This window comes from Lactobacillus amylovorus DSM 20531, assembly GCF_002706375.1.
GTDB lineage: Bacteria > Bacillota > Bacilli > Lactobacillales > Lactobacillaceae > Lactobacillus > Lactobacillus amylovorus.
This window is the reverse complement of record NZ_CP017706.1, coordinates 117974-137231: the sequence shown is the minus strand read 5'-3', so window position 1 is coordinate 137231 and position 19258 is coordinate 117974. Positions and strand designations below refer to the sequence as shown.

Annotated in this window: 16 protein-coding genes and 1 other RNA gene; 15 read left to right on the top strand and 2 right to left on the bottom strand. The window is 35.8% G+C overall.

All coding sequences use genetic code 11. The features are described from left to right. Positions 1-34 precede the first annotated feature (34 nt). From asnS to nth, 3 genes are all read left to right on the top strand, one after another. Positions 35-1333 carry an asparagine--tRNA ligase gene (asnS, locus tag LA20531_RS00670; protein ID WP_056940034.1) on the top strand — a complete coding sequence of 433 codons (1299 nt, stop codon included), beginning with the start codon at positions 35-37 and terminating at the stop codon, positions 1331-1333. Positions 1334-1414: 81 nt separating this feature from the next. Continuing rightward, entirely contained in the window at positions 1415-2059 is a 645-nt protein-coding gene (locus LA20531_RS00665) for a DnaD domain protein (RefSeq protein ID WP_056940064.1), read from the top strand. A 1-nt stretch (position 2060) separates the two neighbouring features. Beyond that, complete coding sequence (gene nth, locus LA20531_RS00660; RefSeq protein ID WP_056940033.1) at positions 2061-2690, top strand: endonuclease III; 630 nt, start codon at positions 2061-2063, stop codon at positions 2688-2690. A 184-nt stretch (positions 2691-2874) separates the two neighbouring features. On the opposite strand, the gene LA20531_RS00655 is transcribed toward nth, so the two are convergent. Further along, the gene (locus LA20531_RS00655; RefSeq protein ID WP_056940032.1) at positions 2875-5196 is read right to left on the bottom strand and encodes a PBP1A family penicillin-binding protein; all 2322 of its coding nucleotides are present in this window, start codon (positions 5194-5196) and stop codon (positions 2875-2877) included. Next, entirely contained in the window at positions 5196-5831 is a 636-nt protein-coding gene (gene recU / locus LA20531_RS00650; protein WP_056940031.1) for a Holliday junction resolvase RecU, read from the bottom strand. Before recU ends, LA20531_RS00655 begins: the two co-directional genes overlap by 1 nt. Positions 5832-5900: 69 nt before the next feature. On the opposite strand from recU, the gene LA20531_RS00645 reads away from it, so the two are divergent. The 12 genes from LA20531_RS00645 (at position 5901) to LA20531_RS00590 (ending at position 19222) form a co-directional block, all read left to right on the top strand. After that, positions 5901-6470 carry an SLOG family protein gene (locus LA20531_RS00645; RefSeq protein ID WP_056940030.1) on the top strand — a complete coding sequence of 190 codons (570 nt, stop codon included), beginning with the start codon at positions 5901-5903 and terminating at the stop codon, positions 6468-6470. Positions 6471-6559: 89 nt separating this feature from the next. Continuing rightward, positions 6560-6979: a DivIVA domain-containing protein gene (locus tag LA20531_RS00640; RefSeq protein WP_056940029.1), complete on the top strand. Its 420-nt coding sequence runs from the start codon at positions 6560-6562 to the stop codon at positions 6977-6979. Between the two features lie 26 nt (positions 6980-7005). Further along, positions 7006-7372: RNase P RNA component class B (gene rnpB / locus LA20531_RS00635), an RNA gene on the top strand. Positions 7373-7444: 72 nt separating this feature from the next. Beyond that, positions 7445-8569, top strand: a complete 1125-nt coding sequence (locus LA20531_RS00630) for a THUMP domain-containing class I SAM-dependent RNA methyltransferase (protein ID WP_056940028.1) — start codon at positions 7445-7447, stop codon at positions 8567-8569. A gap of 2 nt (positions 8570-8571) precedes the next feature. After that, entirely contained in the window at positions 8572-9804 is a 1233-nt protein-coding gene (locus tag LA20531_RS00625) for a metallophosphoesterase (RefSeq protein ID WP_056940027.1), read from the top strand. A gap of 191 nt (positions 9805-9995) precedes the next feature. Further along, positions 9996-11366 (top strand): IS4 family transposase, encoded by a 1371-nt coding sequence (locus LA20531_RS00620; protein WP_099202212.1) that lies wholly within the window; start codon positions 9996-9998, stop codon positions 11364-11366. A 285-nt stretch (positions 11367-11651) separates the two neighbouring features. Beyond that, a complete protein-coding gene (locus LA20531_RS00615) occupies positions 11652-11918 on the top strand; it encodes a hypothetical protein (protein ID WP_056940026.1) in 267 nt (88 codons plus the stop codon). 4 nt (positions 11919-11922) lie between these two features. Beyond that, complete coding sequence (locus tag LA20531_RS00610; RefSeq protein ID WP_056940022.1) at positions 11923-13599, top strand: formate--tetrahydrofolate ligase; 1677 nt, start codon at positions 11923-11925, stop codon at positions 13597-13599. A gap of 2 nt (positions 13600-13601) precedes the next feature. Further along, entirely contained in the window at positions 13602-14066 is a 465-nt protein-coding gene (gene lspA, locus LA20531_RS00605; RefSeq protein ID WP_056940021.1) for a signal peptidase II, read from the top strand. Next, on the top strand, positions 14059-14967 hold the full coding sequence (locus LA20531_RS00600; RefSeq protein WP_056940020.1) for an RluA family pseudouridine synthase: 909 nt from the start codon (positions 14059-14061) through the stop codon (positions 14965-14967). The genes lspA and LA20531_RS00600 overlap by 8 nt, the downstream gene beginning before the upstream one ends. Positions 14968-14971: 4 nt before the next feature. After that, positions 14972-16027, top strand: a complete 1056-nt coding sequence (locus tag LA20531_RS00595; RefSeq protein WP_056940019.1) for a carbamoyl phosphate synthase small subunit — start codon at positions 14972-14974, stop codon at positions 16025-16027. Between the two features lie 3 nt (positions 16028-16030). Further along, complete coding sequence (locus LA20531_RS00590; RefSeq protein ID WP_056940018.1) at positions 16031-19222, top strand: carbamoyl phosphate synthase large subunit; 3192 nt, start codon at positions 16031-16033, stop codon at positions 19220-19222. Positions 19223-19258: the final 36 nt, after the last annotated feature.

The following is a 19258-nucleotide window of genomic DNA, read 5'->3' as shown; positions in this document are numbered from 1 at the left end:
TTGTATAAATGATAAAAAGGTGGATAGGAATTTTATGACAGAATTGATTTCAATTAAAGATTCTTCCAAGCATGTTGATGAAGAAGTAAAAATGCATGTTTGGCTTACAGATAAACGATCAAGCGGAAAGATTATCTTTTTGCAATTACGTGATGGTACTGCATTTTTCCAAGGGGTAGTTCGTAAGAATGATGTATCAGAAGAAGTTTTTGAAACTGCTAAAACTCTTAGACAAGAAGCCAGCTTCTACATTACTGGTACTGTTCACGAAGATGCACGTTCTCACTTTGGTTACGAAATTCAAATTACTGATTTGAAGGTAGTTTCAAACAACGAAGGTTACCCAATCGGTAACAAGGAACACGGGGTTGATTTCTTACTTGATCACCGTCACTTATGGTTAAGATCAAAGAAGCCATTTGCAATTATGCAAATTAGAAACACTATGTTTAAGGCTACTGTAGACTTCTTTGAAAAGGAAGGCTTCATTAAGTTTGATGCCCCAATTTTCATGCACTCAGCTCCAGAAGGTACTACTCAATTATTCCACGTTGACTACTTTGACCATGATGCATACTTATCACAATCTGGTCAATTATACGGTGAAGCTGGTGCCATGGCTTACGGCAAGATCTTTACTTTCGGTCCAACATTCAGAGCCGAAGAATCAAAGGGTCGTCGTCACATGACCGAATTCTGGATGATGGAACCAGAAATGGCATGGATGCACCAAGATGAATCTCTCGATATTCAAGAAAGATACTTGGCTTACATGGTTAAGCAAGTTTTGGACAAGAACGAATACGAACTTAAGATTTTAGGTAGAGATCCAGAAAAGCTTCGTCCAACTACTGAAGGCAACTTTACCCGTCTTCCATACGATGACGCTGTAAAAATGCTTCAAGATGCTGGTCGAGACTTCAAGTGGGGTGACGACTTCGGAGCACCTGATGAAGGATACATCTCTGAACAATACGATCGTCCTGTCTTTATTGTCAACTATCCAACTTCTATCAAGCCATTTTACATGAAGAAGAACCCAGACAATCCTAAGGAATACTTATGTGCTGATGTTATCGCACCAGAAGGTTATGGTGAAATCTTTGGTGGTTCAGAACGTGAAGGTAACTACGAAGTTTTGAAGCAACAAATTTTGGCTGCAGGTCTTAACCTTGAAGATTACCAATGGTACCTTGACTTGCGTAAATTCGGTGGTGTGCCTCACTCTGGTTTCGGTATGGGATTTGAACGTACTATTGCTTGGGTTTGTCACCTTGACCACATCCGTGAAGCAATTCCATTCCCAAGATTGATCAACAGAATGCAACCTTAATTCGCATTTGAAAATTAAATATTTAAACAAAAGTTGGACTAGTTGTTAGTTCAACTTTTATTTTTGAAAGGAAAATCAATTTTGCAATTTAATGACTATCGTGCATTAGGGTTTACGACTTTACAGAATGGCTTAATAGCTTATTATCCTCGTTTAAATATTAGTGACGCAGAATTATTATTGATTATTCAACTTGAGGCCTTTAATCAACGAGGCGAATCATTTCCATCAAATGAGAAAATTGCTGCCAATACCAACCTGTCAGTCACAGATGTAGGCAATTTGATTCAACGTTTGATTGATCGAAATTATTTAACGATAGAACAAACGACTGATGATCAGGATAAAATTGGCAATAAGTACAGCCTAAACAAGTTATATGATGCTCTTGATCAATATATTGATCAGAATATTTTAATTAAAGATGATAAGAAAGATAAGACAGTAGCCGTTACCAATAATTTATGTAATAATCCCTTAAATTATCTATCTCGAAAAGTTGAAGTAGAATTCGGTCGCTATTTAAGTCCCATTGAGCGTGAAGAAATAGCTCAGTGGCTCAGTGTTGACCATTATGATCCAGAAATTATAGAATTAGCATTGCGAGAAGCAGTATTATCGCAGGCGTATTCTTTAAAATATATTGATCGTGTTTTACTTAATTGGCAGAGACATAATCTGAAAACGCCAGAAGAAGTTGAAAGATTTTTAAAGAGGAATAGATAATATGACAGAAGAATTATTAAGTGATGATGAAGCCCGTAAGGTTTTAAATAAAATATTATCTCTTTATCCGGACGCTAAAGGAGAATTACACTGGGATAGCAAATTTCATTTGTTATGCGCGGTTATTATGAGTGCACAGACGACAGATAGAATGGTTAACCGTGTAATGCCTAGTTTTAGCAAAGAATTTCCAACTCCTGAGAGTTTGGCAGCTGCACCAATTGAAAAAATAGAAAAAGAAATAAAAACAATTGGTTTGTATCGATCAAAAGCTAAGCATTTGAAAGCAACAGCACAAATATTGGTAGACAAATATAATAGTCAAATTCCTAAAGATAAAAAGACTTTGATGACTTTACCTGGCGTAGGTGAAAAGACAGCTAATGTTGTATTGGCTGAAGGATATGGTGTTCCTGCTATTGCAGTTGATACACATGTTTCAAGGATCTCAAAGAAATTTCACATTGTAGACGAAAAGGCAACGCCACATGAAGTAGAGAAGAGATTGGAGTCGGTTCTACCAAAGGATGAATGGATTAAAACTCATCACGCAATGATTCTGTTTGGTCGCTATACAATGCCTTCTAGAGCAAAAGGCGATCCATATTCTTATTTAAATTCGCAAAAATAAAAATTTAGAAGTAATCAAAATGATTACTTCTTTTTTTACGATTAATATTAATAAGTGAATTGTTACTAAATTTATTTCCTAACAAATAAAAGTCTGCTTTCACTTCGTTTCAGCAGACAATTTAAAAAAGTAAACAAAAAGCCAAACTGCATTTTTTGCAATTTGGCTTTGATAACAAATATCATTAATCGTTCGAACTAGAATTTTCTTGTTCGTGCCGTTCATTATTATTTTCAGTCCTAGATGTTGCACTACTTTGAGCTTGAGAAGACGCAGACGATTGTGTACGACTTTGCTTAGAAGATGCTCGTTGACTACGACTTGATTGATTCGTTGAACCATTTTCGCTACTTGATGAAGATCTGCTCTTAGCAGTTGCAGGGGAGTTTGTAGTACCAGTATTATCATTACTGTCAGTATCAGTTTCTTCATCATCTTCGTCATAACTAGTTGCACTATTGCCAACTCCGGCAGGGGCATGACCTCTGACAAACAGTTGCCAAGTACCACCACTTGAAGCAACTTCAGGTGGGTTAGAATTATTAACAATTCTTGCACCTACGACAGATTTAGGCTGTTTCCAATCTAGGTTTGGCTTATTATTCATAAGGTAAGTCATCATACTCTTGTACAATAACTGAGCTGATTGTTGACCAACACCTGAAATAGTACCATCCTTCAAGTTATCATAACCTGTCCAAACCCCCATTACATATGATCTAGTGTAACCAACAAACCATGAATCCTTTGGTGTTGAATTATATCCAGGATATTTTGCTAGGTCCTCATCTGAATATTTAACAGTACCAGTTTTGCCGGCTTGATGTAAATTAGCGATTTTAGCATTAGTACCGGAACCATGCTTGATTACGCCTTTAAGCATATCAGTAATCATGTATGCTGTTGACTTCTTCATAACGCGGACACCGTTTGAATCGTAATTTCTAGTTAAACCGTCAGGAGTTTCGATCTTAGAAACAAATTGAGGTTTATGGTAAATACCCATAGTAGCGAAGGCACTGTAGGCACCAGTCATTTGTAAACTTGAAGCGTTGGCACCGATAGCAACAGATAAACCAGAACTTGCAGGAACATTAACGCCCATTCTACGAGCAAATGCTGAAGCACGTTTAACACCAACTTCAGCAAGTGTCTTAACGGCAGGAACGTTTCTTGATTGTTCCAAAGCCTTACGCATGGTCATCATACCATCGTACTTGTTATCCCAGTCATAAAGTTGAATATTAGTACCAGGGTAAACGTACTTACTATCGTCAATCATTTTGGCAGTTGACCAGTTCAAATATTGAATAGCTGGACCGTAATCAAGTACTGGCTTGATAGAAGAACCAGTTGATCTACCTGTTTGAACAGCACGGTCAAGACCTAATTGAACAGAAGGTAAGTGACGACCACCTAAGATAGCAACTACGTGACCATTATTAGGATCAACTACAGTAGCACCAACTTGCATCTTATCATTAGTGAAAGGTACGGAGCCGTTGTTGGCCAATTTGTAGAGCTTGTTTTGAGCCTTTTGGTCAATATTAATAGTTATCTTTAAATTGTCATTGTATGGGTCAAAGCCCTTGCTCTTAACTTCAGAAATAACTTCCTTAATGTATGGGTCGTCAATCTTTCTGATCTTAGATTCGTTGTTTGAATGTCTAGGACGAAGACCCTTAGTGATTGGCTCATTAATTGCTTGGTTATATTGACTCTTGGTGATCTTATCGTTTTCTAACATAGTCTTTAAAACAATGTTACGACGATATCTAGCTTTTTGTGGATATAGGTAAGGATCGTAAGCAACAGGTGCGTTAGGCATCCCCGCAATTAAAGCGGTCTGTGCCAAATCCAATTGCTTAAGGGTCTTATTATAGTAGTAATTTGCGGCAGTACCCATACCGTAATTACCATAGTTCATAAATACCTTATTAATGTAGAACTCTAGAATTTGATCCTTACTGAATTCGTGTTGTACCTTCATAGCAAGCCAAGCCTCTTGTGCTTTTCTCTTTAAGGTACGTTGTGAAGCAGCAGTTGAGAATACTGTCAACTTAACTAACTGTTGAGTAATGGTAGAACCACCGGCAGCAATACTGTTACTCTTAGCATTTGTAACCATTGAGCCAACGATTCTAATTGGGTCTACACCTAAATGATCTTTGTAGAAGCGTTTATCTTCTACAGAAACAACGGCATCTTTTAGTTGTTGTGGAATATCTTTGTTTCTAACGTAAATTCTTTTTTCGGAACCTAGTGAAAGCAAAAACTTTCCATCATTGGTGTAAAGTCCAGAAGTGCCGCCGCTTTGCAACTGATCTTGGCTAATATTTGGTGCATCCTTTGCATAAAAGGCGAAGAGACCAATACCTGATACCACTACTAAAAGCACAATAAGAAAAATCCATTTAATGATTTTCACCCATAAGTGACTACCGCTAGACCTTCGTCCATGATAGTCTCTACGTGATTCGCGTTTCATATTATTATTGTCTGCCATTATTCACTTTTCCTATCTGCAATAAATTTATCGACTGCCTCAAGGTAAGGCAAGGTAGGTCGAAAGCCACTCTTAATCTCATAAGAATGGCTTTCAATTTCCTTTAAGGTCATTGAGCTTTTATCCTTTTCCCTGTAGGCATGGATTACAAAACTAGCAGGAGTTACAAAATACCTCTCTAGACTAGCGAATCTAATAATTGTAAAGCAAATTCCTTGCTGCTTCAAACATTCGTCCAAATGGAAGATCTGGTGATCATGGAAGTTCTTTAATGGAAAGTTTGTTTTATTTCTTGTTTCCTTAGCTTCAAAATCAAGATAATAGCCTTTGTACACGCCATTATAGTCAGTCGTTGAAGCCTGTCTAAAATAAGCTTCTCTGATTACTGCCTTTGAACGTTTAGGATAGTCAACCTTTACAATTTGAATTGGTGTTGGCTTCTTATGAACAACTGCTATTCCTCCCATTAAATAGTATTTATTAGATTCGTTTATTTGTTGCTCCAAGGTCATACCACGGTCAGAAAAATTAACTCCCTTTTTGTGTTTGTATGATCGATGAACAGTAGCATGTTCTTCTTTTTTTGTTACTGGTTTTCTAAATGCGGCTAAACTACCGCTTGGATATTTGACCATTAACCTCACTCCTGTTAGCATTATAGCAATAAAGAATGGATTTTTGAATATTAGGGGGCGTTTACAATAATGCAGCGTTTATGGGTAACTGGATATCGTTCCTATGAATTGAATGTTTTTGGTGATAGGGATCCGAAAATCACTGTAATAAAATATGCCCTAAAGAATTACTTTGTTAGTTTAATCGAAGAAGGACAATTAGATTGGATTATTACAGGTGCCAATTTGGGAGTAGAACAATGGGCTGCCGAAGTTGGATTAGAATTAGGGGAAAAATATCCGGTTAGAACGTCGATTATGATTCCCTATGAGGAATTTGCTAATCGCTGGAACGAGACTAATCAGGCAAAATACATTAATTTAAAAGAAAAAGTTGATTTCTTTGCTTCAACTTCAAATACGCCGTATCAAAGTCCCGTGCAATTGCGCAACTATCAAAATTTTATGGTTCAGCATACCGAACGAGCTATGATGATCTATGATCCAGAGCATCCCGGTAAGCCAAAATATGATTATAATTTAATCCAAAAGTATCAAGAAACCAAAGAATATCCCCTAGATTTAATTGATTTTTATGATTTACAAGATGCGGCTGAAGAATATCAGGAAAACCATCAAAGTTCTAATTTCTCCGAATAATTAAAAGTTTTATTAAAGCCGGTATATTTGTTTTAAGTGACCTATCTTTTTGCTAAAATAAAAGTGAATGTAAAGGAGTTGTCAGTAAGATGGCAAATTTAAATGATATAAAACTATCTGCACAAGATATATTAAAGAAACAATTTAGAAGTAAAGTAAAAGGTTATGATCCAGACGAAGTTGATGCATATCTGGATCAAGTAATTTCAGATTATGAAACATTCCAACAATTGATTGAAGATTTGTACGGTCAAATTGGTACGCTTCAACGTCAATTGATGGATGAAAAGCAGAAAGAAAAGAAGACAGTTGTAGCTGAACGAAAAGACGAAGAAAAGCTTAAGACTTATACACCAAGTCATCGTAGATCAGCAACTGTTTCTAATTTTGCTCAAGAAGACGAAGGTCAAGGAGAAATCTCAACCAATATGGCAATTATTCAAAGAATTTCTACTTTGGAAAGAAAAGTTTATAATCTTGAGCAACATGTGTATGGCTTAAAGCATTAATTTTTGCTATAATGATTAACAGTGTGAATTTCGAGTAGGCGCGGCTAACTGATGTTAGTTGAGGAAAGTCCACGCACGCACAAGCTGCGATGCTTGTAGTGTTCGTATTCAGCCTAATAAGCTGGAGAAAAGTCTTTTGACTTTTACGGCGGAAAAAGTGCTAAATCTTATGACATGCATTACTATCCTGGAAAGTGCCACAGTGACGAAGCAAGGTCAGAAATGATCTTGGTGGAACGAGGTAAACCCTGCGAGCGTGAAACCCAAATTTGGTGGGGGAGCTTCGGTCTAAGAAAATGAACTAAAGACCGAGTTGTTGCTTTGCAATAAAGATAGATGACTACTGAAGGTAATTTCGCCAAAAATTACTGGAACAAAACGTGGCTTATAGAGATTCACACCGGCAGAGTTGGGCTTTTGGTCCAGCTCTTTTTATTTTGATAATAAATAAATGAAAGAGTAATAATGAAAGAATATCAACTTTACGCAACAATGGGCGCCGGTTTTGAAAGCGTCGTCAATAAAGAACTACAAGGCATGGGTTATAAGACTCGTGTTGAAAATGGTCGTGTATTTTTTAAGGGAACGCAAGAGGATATTGTTAAAACTAATTTATGGTTGAGAACTGCTGATAGAGTCAAGGTCTTGCTTAAAGAGTTTAGAGCAACTGATTTTGATACTTTATTCAATGAAACATATGATTATGATTGGGCAGAATTGTTGCCAGTTGATGCTAAATTTCCTGTCCAAGGACGAGCAGTTAAGTCTAAGCTTCACTCAGAGCCAGATGTGCAATCAATTGTCAAAAAAGCGATTGTTAACAAAATGGTTGATCAATATCACCGACGCGGCTTTTTGCCAGAAAGTGGTAATGAATATCCTTTAGATGTGCATATTTACAAGAATGTCGCTCGCTTATCATTAGACACCACTGGCGCAAGTTTATTTAAACGTGGTTATCGTGTTGAACACGGTGGCGCACCTTTAAAGGAAAACTTCGCGGCAGGTTTGTTAAGATTAACACCATATAATGGTACGCATCCATTGATTGATCCAATGACCGGTTCTGGTACTTTAGCAATTGAAGCAGCTTTAATCGCTAAGAACATTGCCCCAGGTACGTGGCGTAAGTTTGCTTTTGATGGTTTTGACTGGTTTGATGCTAATTTGCATAAGAAAGCTTTGGCTAAAGCTAAGACAGAGGTTAAGCCATTAGAAGCACCGATTTGGGCTAGTGATATTGACCAATCAGTGCTAGAAATTGCTAAATTAAATGCACATAATGCAGGGGTATTACAAGATATTCGTTTTAAGCAGGTTGCAGTAAAAGACTTTACTACTGATTTGGAAAACGGCATTATCATTGCCAACCCACCATATGGTAAGCGACTTAAGGATCGCGAATCAGCAGAAGAACTTTATAAGCAAATGGGAGAAGTATTGCGTCCATTAGATTCATTTAGTCAATACTACCTAACTGCTGATCCTAACTTTGAAAAGTGTTTTGGTGCAAAGGCTACAAAGAAGCGTAAGTTGTTCAACGGTAACTTAAGAGTAGATTTCTACCAATATTGGGCTAATAGAAGGTAAACATGATTACGAAAGATCTGAACACAGAATTTTGGGTAATTTCAGATACCCATTTGATTGCGGATAGTTTGCATGATGAAGGTCAAGCTTTCTCTCGTATGCAAAAAACGAGTCAAGGTAAGGATCTCTACTATCAAGAAACGGCTCTATCTGCTTTTATGCGTATGGCTCAAAGAAAGAATCCTGCTGCAATAATTGTGACAGGTGATTTAACTTTTAACGGGGAAAGAGTTTCCGCAGAAAGATTTGCAGAGATTTTTAAACCATTAAAAAAGACCAAGGTTTTAGTTTTACCTGGTAATCACGATATTTTTGACGGTTGGGCTAGAGAGTTTCGTGGTAAAAAGCAATTTTATGCCGGTGAAATTAGTCCTATGTTCTGGCGTTCGATTTTCGATAAATCATATCGTGAAGCTACCGATGAAGATGACAGCTCTTTGGCATACAGTGTTCAATTAAATCCACAATATTTTTTAGTGTTAGCTGATTCTAATATTTATGGCAGAGAAGAGACAACGGAAGCTCCTCATACTCATGGAATGATTGGTAAACAGCAGTTAAAGTGGATAGAAAAGCAATTTCGTTATGCGCAAGAGCATGACTTGCGCCCTATTCTTTTCATGCACCATAATCTGTATGCCCACAATCCAGCAGTAAATAAAGGTTATGTAGTTGATAATGCAATTGAATTACGTCGTCTTTGTGTAAGATATAATGTCAAACTGGCTTTTTCAGGACATATTCATGCGCAAAATATTATGGGGCCTCAAGGCACGACGCCAACAACCGAAATTGTCACTTCTAGTTTTTGTTCTAGCGACCAAGGATACGGAGTAGTGCGTGTGCATTCTCGTCATATTACTTATATTAGAAGAAACTTTGATATGACGCGGTACCTGACTGAAAAAGAAAAACAAGATTATACTTTGGTGCATTTCCATAAGTATTTAAAAAACTTGCAACTGGGAAGTATTTCCGCAGATATGATGCAAAGCGAATTGAATAAGTATCATGATGATATAGATTTGGTTCGAGAGATGGGAAAATTATTCGGTTGGATGAACTACCACTTCTTTAATGGACATAATCACTTAAAAGTCAGTGAGTTAAATAAAATTAATTCATCGGAGGCATATCAAACCCTGATTAAACACCATCCGGAGTTTCGACTTTATTTGGAAACCTTGTATGACACTAGTGATCACACTAATTTACAAGTAAAAATAAGATATTAAATAAAGAGAGTATGTTTTAAACAATGTCATTAAGTTAAGACATTGACAAATTGAATCTAATCTCTGTAGAACCGAATCATTATGATTTGGTTCTTTTTTTGCATAAAATAAAGGCGAAAAGAACCTACCTTTTCGCCCTCTGATTAAATTATTAAACCTTCAAAATTATTGCCAGAAAGCTGGTGTTAATTATGAAAGCCCTTCATAAAAATATTTTAGATCGTCTTGATCAAATTATCAATGATACTGGAAAGCATATTCATGATTTTATCGATGATCCTCATGCCTTCACTAGGAAGCGGTCTTTAGATGCAGCTACAGTCATTAAAACTACTATTAATATGCAAGGAAAAGATTTGACCAGTGAGTTGTTTAGAGCTTTTGGGCAAGAGGCTGTTAAAAATAATGATAAAGTAGTTAGCACCTCTGCTTACGTCCAACGCAAAGGTCAGCTTTCAACCGCCTGTTTTAAGCATATTCTGACTATATTTAATCAAAATTTATTTAATATCCAGTTATTTGATCATAAATATCGTATATTTGCCATTGATGGGTCTGATTTTAATCAAATCTGGAATCCTAAATCAGAGAATATTGTTGGAAATCTCAATCATAAAGGAAAGCCATATTGCCAAATTCATGTTAATGCACTCTATGACCTGTTAAATAATACTTATCAAGACTGCATCTTTCAGCCTAAGTCAAAGATGGATGAACGTAAAGCCGCCGTTCAAATGCTTAAAAAGCTAAATTGCGGACCATATATAGTTACTATGGATCGAGGTTATACCGGCTTTAACATGATTGAAAATTGTAATCGCCTGCCTAACTGTTATTATGTCATACGTACTAAAACGGGATATGGCGCATTTAAGGAAATAGCTGAGTTGCCTAATCAAGAGTGTGATAAGGATATAGCTTGCTGGGTGACTACCTCTAATTATTATTATGAAACCCATAAAGCCACAGAAAACGTTCATCTTGTTAACCATCATTATCGTCAATATATCAAATATCGGTCTAAAAATACCAAAGATGGCAGCTGGGACTTTGGAGAGCTATGTACAATAAAATTTCGCACTTGTAAATTTAGAATTAATGATCCTAAATCAGGCAAAGAAGAATGGGAAGTTGTTCTAACCAATCTAAATAGAGCCGATTATCCCTTAAAAAGGATCAAAGAAATCTACCATTTGCGCTGGGGTATTGAAACTTCATTCAAAAAATTGAAATATGCTTTGGGAAGCGTACAGTTTCACTCCAAGCAGGATAAATTTATCGAAATGGAAATCTATGCCCACATGATTATGTTTAACGCAGTCAGTCAAATTGATGCTCAAGCATATATACCACAAAAAAACTGCAAGTATCAATATGCGCTTAATTTCAAACAGTCATGCTTTATCATCCAAGCTATGTATATAATTTCTTCTTCAACTAAAATCTTTAAAAAGATTCTTATTCAAATTGGTCATTACACAATTCCAATCAGACCAGGACGAAAAGACAAAAGAAATTTCAAACCAAAATCAGCTGTATATTATTTATATCGTGTAGCCTAATTTCTAAACAAGATTTGGGCTTATTTGACATAAAAAAAGATCATTCAAATGCGATAAATCGCAAATGAATGATCTTAAAAATTGAGTCGATAATTTGTCAATGTCTTAACTTAATGACATTGATGTTTTAAAACATACTCTCTTATTTTAGCTATATTTGTTACAATAAGAATAAATGATAAACAGGGCGTGATCTAAATTTTAAAATCTAAACAGCATTTGATATTTTTAGGGCTTGCTGGAATAATTTATTATTCATGGCTCTTAATTATTCTTTTTATAGCTATGATTCTTGGCTATGAGGGGAATAAGGCAATCAGTATTTCTGGAATAGTAGTTGGAATTATTTTTACAATCTTACTGATTTATACATGGGTATTTTCTTATGTAGCTAAAAGCAATGATCAATTTATCTTGAAATTGCCATATCGTACAAAAATGAAGGTCAACCAGCCTACTTTACGTGCTCAGTGGCATATTTTTCAAATTTATCAGTTAAAGGGCGAAGTTCAAAACTATTCTATTTTAGTAATTTCAAGAAAGAAGAGTTAACTTAATGAAGTCAGATATTGAAATCGCACAAGAAACAAATGAATTACCAATCAATGAAATTGCTGCTGAGGTTGATTTAAAGAAAGAAGATCTTGAACCATATGGTTACGATAAGGCTAAGATCAGTTGGTCAGCAATCAATCGAATTCGCCAAAATAAACACTTAGGTAAGTTGATTTTGGTAACTTCTATTTCTCCAACTCCAGCAGGAGAAGGAAAATCTACAATCACTATTGGCTTAGGGGACGCTATCAAGAATCAATTACATAAAAATACGATGATTGCATTGCGTGAACCTTCAATGGGTCCTGTTTTTGGTCTTAAAGGTGGTGCTACTGGTGGTGGTATGGCGCAAATTATTCCAATGGAAGACATCAATTTGCATTTTACTGGTGACATGCATGCCTTAACTGCCGCAATCGATACTTTAGCTGCCTTAGTTGATAACTATATTTACCAAGACAATAGCCTTGATATTGATCCTGATCGTATCTTGTTAAAACGTGGTCTTGATGTTAACGACCGTGCTTTGAGAAAAATTACTGTTGGTGAAGGCTCCAAATTTAATGGAGTTGAACACCAATCTAGTTTTGCAATTACTGTAGCTAATGAATTAATGGCTATTTTGTGTTTGGCAAATGATATTGATGATCTTAAAGCAAGAATCGGCGATATGCTTGTTGGATATACCAAGGATGATCAACCAGTTTACGTAAAACAACTTGGTTTCCAAGGAGCAATTGCAGCTCTTTTATCTAATGCTTTAAAGCCAAACTTGGTTCAAACTCTTGAACATACTCCAGCCTTGGTGCATGGCGGACCATTTGCTAATATTGCTCATGGTGCCAACTCTGTAATTGCTACTAACTTGGCAATGCACTTAAGCGATTACGTTTTAACTGAAGCAGGATTTGGTAGTGACTTAGGTGGACAAAAGTTTATGGACTTTGTTTCCAAGCACTTAGATAAAAAGCCTGATGCTGCCGTTGTTGTAGCCACAGTACGTGCACTTAAATATCAAGTTCTAGGTTCAACTGATCACTTAGACGAAGAAAACTTAGATGCATTAAAAGAAGGCTTTAAGAATTTGGAACGCCACATGAATAATATGCGTTCATATAATGTTCCAGTCATGGTTTTAATTAATCACTTTGATACTGATACTGAATCAGAATTAAATCTCTTAAAGGAACTTGTTGAAGAGCAAGGTATTAAAGCAGAAGTTGTTAACTATCATGATGATGGTTCAAAAGGTGGCGTGAAAGCAGCTGAAGAAGTTGTAGCTTTAGCAGATTCAGGTAAAGCAGACTTAACCCCAACTTATGACGATGATGATGACGTTAAGACCAAAATCAAAAAGGTAGCTACTAAGATTTATCATGCTACAGGAGTTGAATACTCAGAAAAAGCTAAAAAACAAATTCAAGCTTTGCATGATTTAGGTAAAGACAAGTTTCCTGTCATCATTGCCAAGACGCAATATTCATTTAGTGATGATAAGAAAAAGTTGGGTGCACCAACAGATTTTAATTTACATGTTAAAGGTGTAAGCTTGAAAAACGGTGCACGCTTTATCGTAGTTACTACAGGTCATGTATTAGATATGCCAGGTTTGCCTAAACATCCAGCAGCTCTTGATATCGATGTAGACAATAATGGTAAAATCGGCGGATTGTTCTAAAAATGCAGTTTTTATATTTATTAATTTCGTTATTCGTAATTTTAGCCGATCAAGGGCTAAAAAGTTATATTGTAACTAATTACACAATAGGTGAAGTTCATCAAGTTATTCCAGGCATCCTTTCCTTTAATTACTTGCAAAATAATGGTGCTGCTTGGAATATTTTGACGGGTCAAATGTGGCTCTTTTATTTCATTAGTGTTGTCGCAATTGCTGTTTGCTTGTATTTCCTTTTCAATAAGAAATATAAGAACGCATTGTTTGATGTTGGTTTATCCTTAGTTTTAGGTGGAATCATTGGTAATTTTATCGATAGAATTCACTTGAAATATGTGATTGATATGCTTCAATTAGACTTCATTCACTTCAATATTTTTAATATTGCAGACAGTGCGATTACTGTAGGCGTGATCATTATTTTCATTTACTTAATTGTTTTTGCAGATAAGGAAGACGAAAATGCCTAAAAAATATCTACTTGAAGTAAAAGATGAACATGGTCGTTTAGATAAATTTGTTTCAGAACAGATACCAGATTTATCAAGAACCAGAGTTAAAGAATTGATTCAAGATGACAATATCCTAGTCAACCAAAAGAAGGAGAAAGTTTCCTATAAGGTACAAGCAGGGGATCAAATTGAAGTTAATGTTCCAGCGATAAAACCATTGGATGTTGTTCCCGAAGATATCCCACTTGATATTGTTTATGAAGATGACGATGTGATTGTGGTTAATAAACCTCAGGGCATGGTAGTGCATCCCGCACCAGGTCATCCAGATCATACATTGGTTAATGCACTTTTGTATCATACAAAAGATTTAGCGAAATCTCCTGAAGGGTTTAGACCTGGAATTGTCCATAGAATCGATAAAGATACTTCTGGTCTTTTGATGATTGCTAAAAATGCCAAGGCTCGTGAATCATTAGAGGATCAATTAGCCCATAAAACTAACAAACGAATTTATTGGGCAATTGTTCATGGCAATTTTAGTGAAGAAAATGGGACCATTGATGCACCAATTGGTCGTAATCCATATGATCGTAAGAAGATGGCCGTTGTTGAAAGAGGCAAGAAGGCAATTACCCACTTTAAGGTTTTAAAGCAGTTTAAAGGATATAGTTTAATCGAATGTCAACTTGAGACAGGACGTACTCATCAAATTAGAGTGCATCTTGACTATATTGGTCACGCAGTGGCAGGTGATCCATTATATGGACCAATAAAAACGTTAAAAGGTAACGGTCAATTTTTACATGCCAAAGTTTTAGGCTTTAAACATCCTAGAACTGGTAAATGGATGGAATTTTCTGTCGAACCACCTCAGATTTTTCAAGAAACATTAGCTCAATTAGAAAAAAACAAGTGATAAAATGAAGCGTTATTTGATTTTGGAAGATGGCAGTTCTTTCCCAGGTGAGGGGATAGGCGCCAATATTATTTCTACCGGTGAATTGGCAATTCAAACTACCAATTTTGGTTACCAAGAAGCCTTAACCGATCCCACTAATGCTGGAAAAATTTTAGTATTTACTTCTCCTATGATTGGTAATAATGGGATTAACGCTATCGACTATGAAAGTATTGATCCAACCGTCAAAGGAATTATTGCCAACGATATTGCCTTAAACATTTCTGATAGTGAAAACTTTGAAGATTTGAGTTCATTTTTAAAGGAGAAGAAGATCCCAGCTATTTTTAAGGTAGATACTCGTGCATTAGTTCATCGTCTGATGGAAGAAGGAACAATTAAAGCTTCTATTATGGATACCGATGATGAACACGCTTTTGATCAAATTAAGGCATTGGTGTTACCTAAAAATAAATCGGCTATGGTCTCAACTAAAAATGCTTATGCATCCCCAAACATAGGTAAAACTGTGGCGGTAATTGATTTGGGACTAAAGCACTCAATGTTAAGGGCTTTGTCCTTAAGAAAAGTAAACGCTACTGTTTTACCTTATAACGTTAGTGCTGCCGATATTGAAAACCTAAGACCTGAAGGAATTATTATTTCGAATGGACCAGGTAAGCCTGACGAGGCTATCAATCAGCTTAGTTCAATTTTGGATAAATTCTATGGTAAATATCCAATCTTAGGTATTGGATTAGGTTTCTTAGCACTAAGTGATTATTTGGATTTTGAATTAGTGGATCTACCACAAGAATTTAATGGAATCAATTATCCGGTAATTGAACAAAATACTAATACTATTTGGCAAACTTCAATGAATATTGATCAATTGGTTTTACCTGATAGTATTAAAATGAACATGAATCGTGAGTACTTTGACCTTCACAGTGAATTAATGGCCGGCTTTTGGAATACTAAAGATAAACTGATTGCCACTGCTTTCAATCCTGAAGGTGCACCAGGAACTCATGATGCAGATGAAATTTTTGATTATTTTGTACAAATGATGGAGTAGATTATGCCATTAGAAAACGACTTAGATAAAGTATTAATTATCGGCTCAGGACCTACTTTAATTGGAAGTGTAGCCGAAATGGACCTTATGGCAACTGAAGCAATTGATGCACTCACGGAAGAAGGCATTCAAGTTGTTTTAGTTAATCCTAATCCAGCTACTATTTCTACTGATAAAAGACCAGACGTTACTGTTTACCTTGAGCCAATGACTTTGGATTTCTTAAAGCGAATTTTAAGAATGGAAGAACCCGATGCCATCATTACGGCTTATGGTTCAACTAATGGACTAAAGGTTGCTCATAAATTATTGCAAGATGGCATTTTGGAACAAATGGGGATCCAATTATTGACTCTAAATTCCAAAACTTTGCAAATGGGTGATCAACAGAAGAGAACCGATTTCCTAGAAAAATTAGGGGTCAAAACCAGTAAGTCTTGGGAATTAAATCAAAGTATTCCGGATAATCTAAATATTACTCCGGAAGAGTTAAAGCAAAGAATTGCCTTTCCAGTTTTAGTAACAAAATATAATCGTTTTGTTCATAATGAACATCTCAGATTCAAAGATCCTGTAGCATTGATTGCTTACTTTAAGAACGAGAGTCAAAACGACAACTTTACTTGGAAGAACTATCGCTTAATTGAAGATCTTTCCGCATGGGAAAAAATAATTGTCGATGTCATTCGAGATAAAGACGGCAATTTAGTATTTATCAATTTTGCCGGATCGGTTGAATCAGTTGCTATTAATTCGGGTGACTCGGCTGTGGTAATGCCTTCATTAACCTTGAATAACGATCATATTCAAGAATTGCGTGAAGAAATCAAAAGAATTACTGATAAGTTAGATTTAGTAGGCTTTGCTAGTTTTCATTTTGCGATAAAGCATCATGGTACTCAAATCAAGTCTAAATTATTAACTATTCGTCCTCGTTTAACACGTAGTTCAGTTTGGGCACAACGAATTGGATTATATGATGTTGGTTATATCGTAAGTAAAGTGGCTATCGGTTATCGGTTAAATGAAATTACTGATCCTTTATCCGGCTTGAATGCGGCAATTGAACCAACGCTTGATGCTGTCGCAATAAAGATGCCATATTGGTCATTTACGGAATCTGGTTATAACCATTATGAGTTAAGCAACCGAATGCAAGCCAGTGGGGAAGCAATGGGTGTTGGTCGCAATTTTGAAACTGCCTTTTTAAAGGCAATTGATGCCACGATCAATCTAGAGCTTGGTTGGAATGCATTTATTAAAGAGATTCATAAATCTAATGATGAGATAATGGATGACATTATGCATCCCAACGAATTGCATTTAATCAATCTGCTTGCTGCAATTAATCAAGACATTCCGTATGCAAAATTGCAAGAGATTACGCACTTGCATCCCATTTATTATCAAAAGTTACTGCATATTATTGAAATAGGTCAAAAGCTTTACGAAAATAAGGATCGTCTTTCTACGGATTTAATTGAAGAAGCCAAGGTATATGGCTTTTTCAATCCATTGTTAGCTAAGATTTTGGATCGCTCTGTAGATGATATTCATCGAATAATCGATCGCTTTAATCTAAAACCATCTTTCCTTAAGATCGATGGCTCAGCAGGTATTTATAAGCCCAATGTATGTGCCTACTACAGTGCTTATAATGTTCAAAACGAAGCTCATGCCTTGGATGCTAAGAAAAAGATTCTAATTTTGGGAATGTTGCCGTTACAAGTTTCAGTTACCAGTGAATTCGACTATATGATTGCTCATGCCGCAAAAACTTTACATAAGAATGGCTATGTTACAGTATTACTTTCTAACAATGATGAATCTGTTTCTTCAAGAAATAAAGATATAGATCGAGTTTATTTTGAATCAATCACGCTAGAGAACATTTTGACTATTACTAGAAAAGAAAAAATCACTGATGTCTTGTTGCAGTTTTCTGGTAAAAGAATAAGCGCATTAAGCAAAAAATTAGAAGAATGTGGCCTACATGTAATTGGTCAAGATCAAGCTTCTGATCCTCGTGATAAGATTGCTAATTTATTGAATCAAGAGATTGCTAATTTAAAACGAGTTCCATCATTAAATACATACAATCCAGATGATGTGTTTGCCTTTGCAAATGAATATGGCTTTCCAATCTTAATTGGTGGAATGAACAAAGAAATCAAGCAAAAATCTGCTGTTGTCTATGATGTTCCTGCGATTGAAAAGTATTTAAACGAAAATCAGCTTGATAAGATTTTAGTTTCTCGTTTCATTGAAGGAAATAAATATGAAGTAACTGCAATTTCAGATGGTGAAAATGTCACGCTTCCGGGTATTATTGAACACTTGGAACAGACAGGTTCACATGCGTCAGATTCTATTGCAGTTATTAAGCCACAGAATTTATCCCTTGAGCAACAAGATAAGATTGAAAAAGAATCTATCAAGTTAATCAAGCAAATGAAAACACGAGGAATTTTCAATTTGCACTACTTATTTGTAGGGGATAATTTATATTTATTGCAGATTAAGCCTTACGCAGGACATAACGTGGCATTTTTGTCTAAGTCTTTAAATAAAGATATTACTGCATGCGCAACAGAAGTTTTAATCGGCAAAAACTTAAATGAGATGGGTTATCCAAATGGGTTATGGAAGACCAGCGATTTTATTCATATTAAAATGCCTGTCTTTTCATTTTTGAACTATAGTAGTGGTAATACTTTTGATTCAAATATGAAATCTTCCGGTTCCGTAATGGGTCGAGACACTCATTTGGCTAAAGCTTTGTATAAGGGATATGAAGCAAGTGATTTACATATTCCTAGTTATGGTACTATCTTTATTTCTGTTAGAGATGAAGATAAGGAGAGAGTTACTAAGCTGGCACGCAGATTTGATAGACTGGGCTTCAAGCTGATTGCAACTGAAGGCACTGCTAACATGTTTGCGGAAGCCGGTATTACAACTGGAGTAGTTGAAAAAGTTCATGATGATCCACGTAAGTTGCTGGATAAAATTCGCCAACATAAAATTGTAATGGTTGTCAATATTACTAACTTATCTGATGCAGCAAGCGAAGATGCGTTACGAATTAGAGATCAAGCTTTGAACACGCATATTCCAGTCTTTTCTAGTATCGAAACAGCAGAATTGATTTTGGATGTTTTAGAGTCCTTAGCTTTAACAACTCAACCAATTTAATTTGAATAATAAAAAAGCAAGATCTAGATAGATCTT

What these genes read in the sequence shown, in the direction of transcription:
- asnS (WP_056940034.1), top strand. Translation starts at nt 35, where the DNA reads ATGACAGAATTGATTTCAATTAAAGATTCTTCCAAGCATGTTGATGAA.
- nth (WP_056940033.1), top strand. Translation starts at nt 2,061, where the DNA reads ATGACAGAAGAATTATTAAGTGATGATGAAGCCCGTAAGGTTTTAAAT.
- LA20531_RS00655 (WP_056940032.1), bottom strand. Translation starts at nt 5,196, where the DNA reads ATGGCAGACAATAATAATATGAAACGCGAATCACGTAGAGACTATCAT.
- recU (WP_056940031.1), bottom strand. Translation starts at nt 5,831, where the DNA reads ATGGTCAAATATCCAAGCGGTAGTTTAGCCGCATTTAGAAAACCAGTA.
- LA20531_RS00645 (WP_056940030.1), top strand. Translation starts at nt 5,901, where the DNA reads ATGCAGCGTTTATGGGTAACTGGATATCGTTCCTATGAATTGAATGTT.
- LA20531_RS00640 (WP_056940029.1), top strand. Translation starts at nt 6,560, where the DNA reads ATGGCAAATTTAAATGATATAAAACTATCTGCACAAGATATATTAAAG.
- LA20531_RS00630 (WP_056940028.1), top strand. Translation starts at nt 7,445, where the DNA reads ATGAAAGAATATCAACTTTACGCAACAATGGGCGCCGGTTTTGAAAGC.
- LA20531_RS00625 (WP_056940027.1), top strand. Translation starts at nt 8,572, where the DNA reads ATGATTACGAAAGATCTGAACACAGAATTTTGGGTAATTTCAGATACC.
- LA20531_RS00620 (WP_099202212.1), top strand. Translation starts at nt 9,996, where the DNA reads ATGAAAGCCCTTCATAAAAATATTTTAGATCGTCTTGATCAAATTATC.
- LA20531_RS00615 (WP_056940026.1), top strand. Translation starts at nt 11,652, where the DNA reads ATGATTCTTGGCTATGAGGGGAATAAGGCAATCAGTATTTCTGGAATA.
- LA20531_RS00610 (WP_056940022.1), top strand. Translation starts at nt 11,923, where the DNA reads ATGAAGTCAGATATTGAAATCGCACAAGAAACAAATGAATTACCAATC.
- lspA (WP_056940021.1), top strand. Translation starts at nt 13,602, where the DNA reads ATGCAGTTTTTATATTTATTAATTTCGTTATTCGTAATTTTAGCCGAT.
- LA20531_RS00600 (WP_056940020.1), top strand. Translation starts at nt 14,059, where the DNA reads ATGCCTAAAAAATATCTACTTGAAGTAAAAGATGAACATGGTCGTTTA.
- LA20531_RS00595 (WP_056940019.1), top strand. Translation starts at nt 14,972, where the DNA reads ATGAAGCGTTATTTGATTTTGGAAGATGGCAGTTCTTTCCCAGGTGAG.
- LA20531_RS00590 (WP_056940018.1), top strand. Translation starts at nt 16,031, where the DNA reads ATGCCATTAGAAAACGACTTAGATAAAGTATTAATTATCGGCTCAGGA.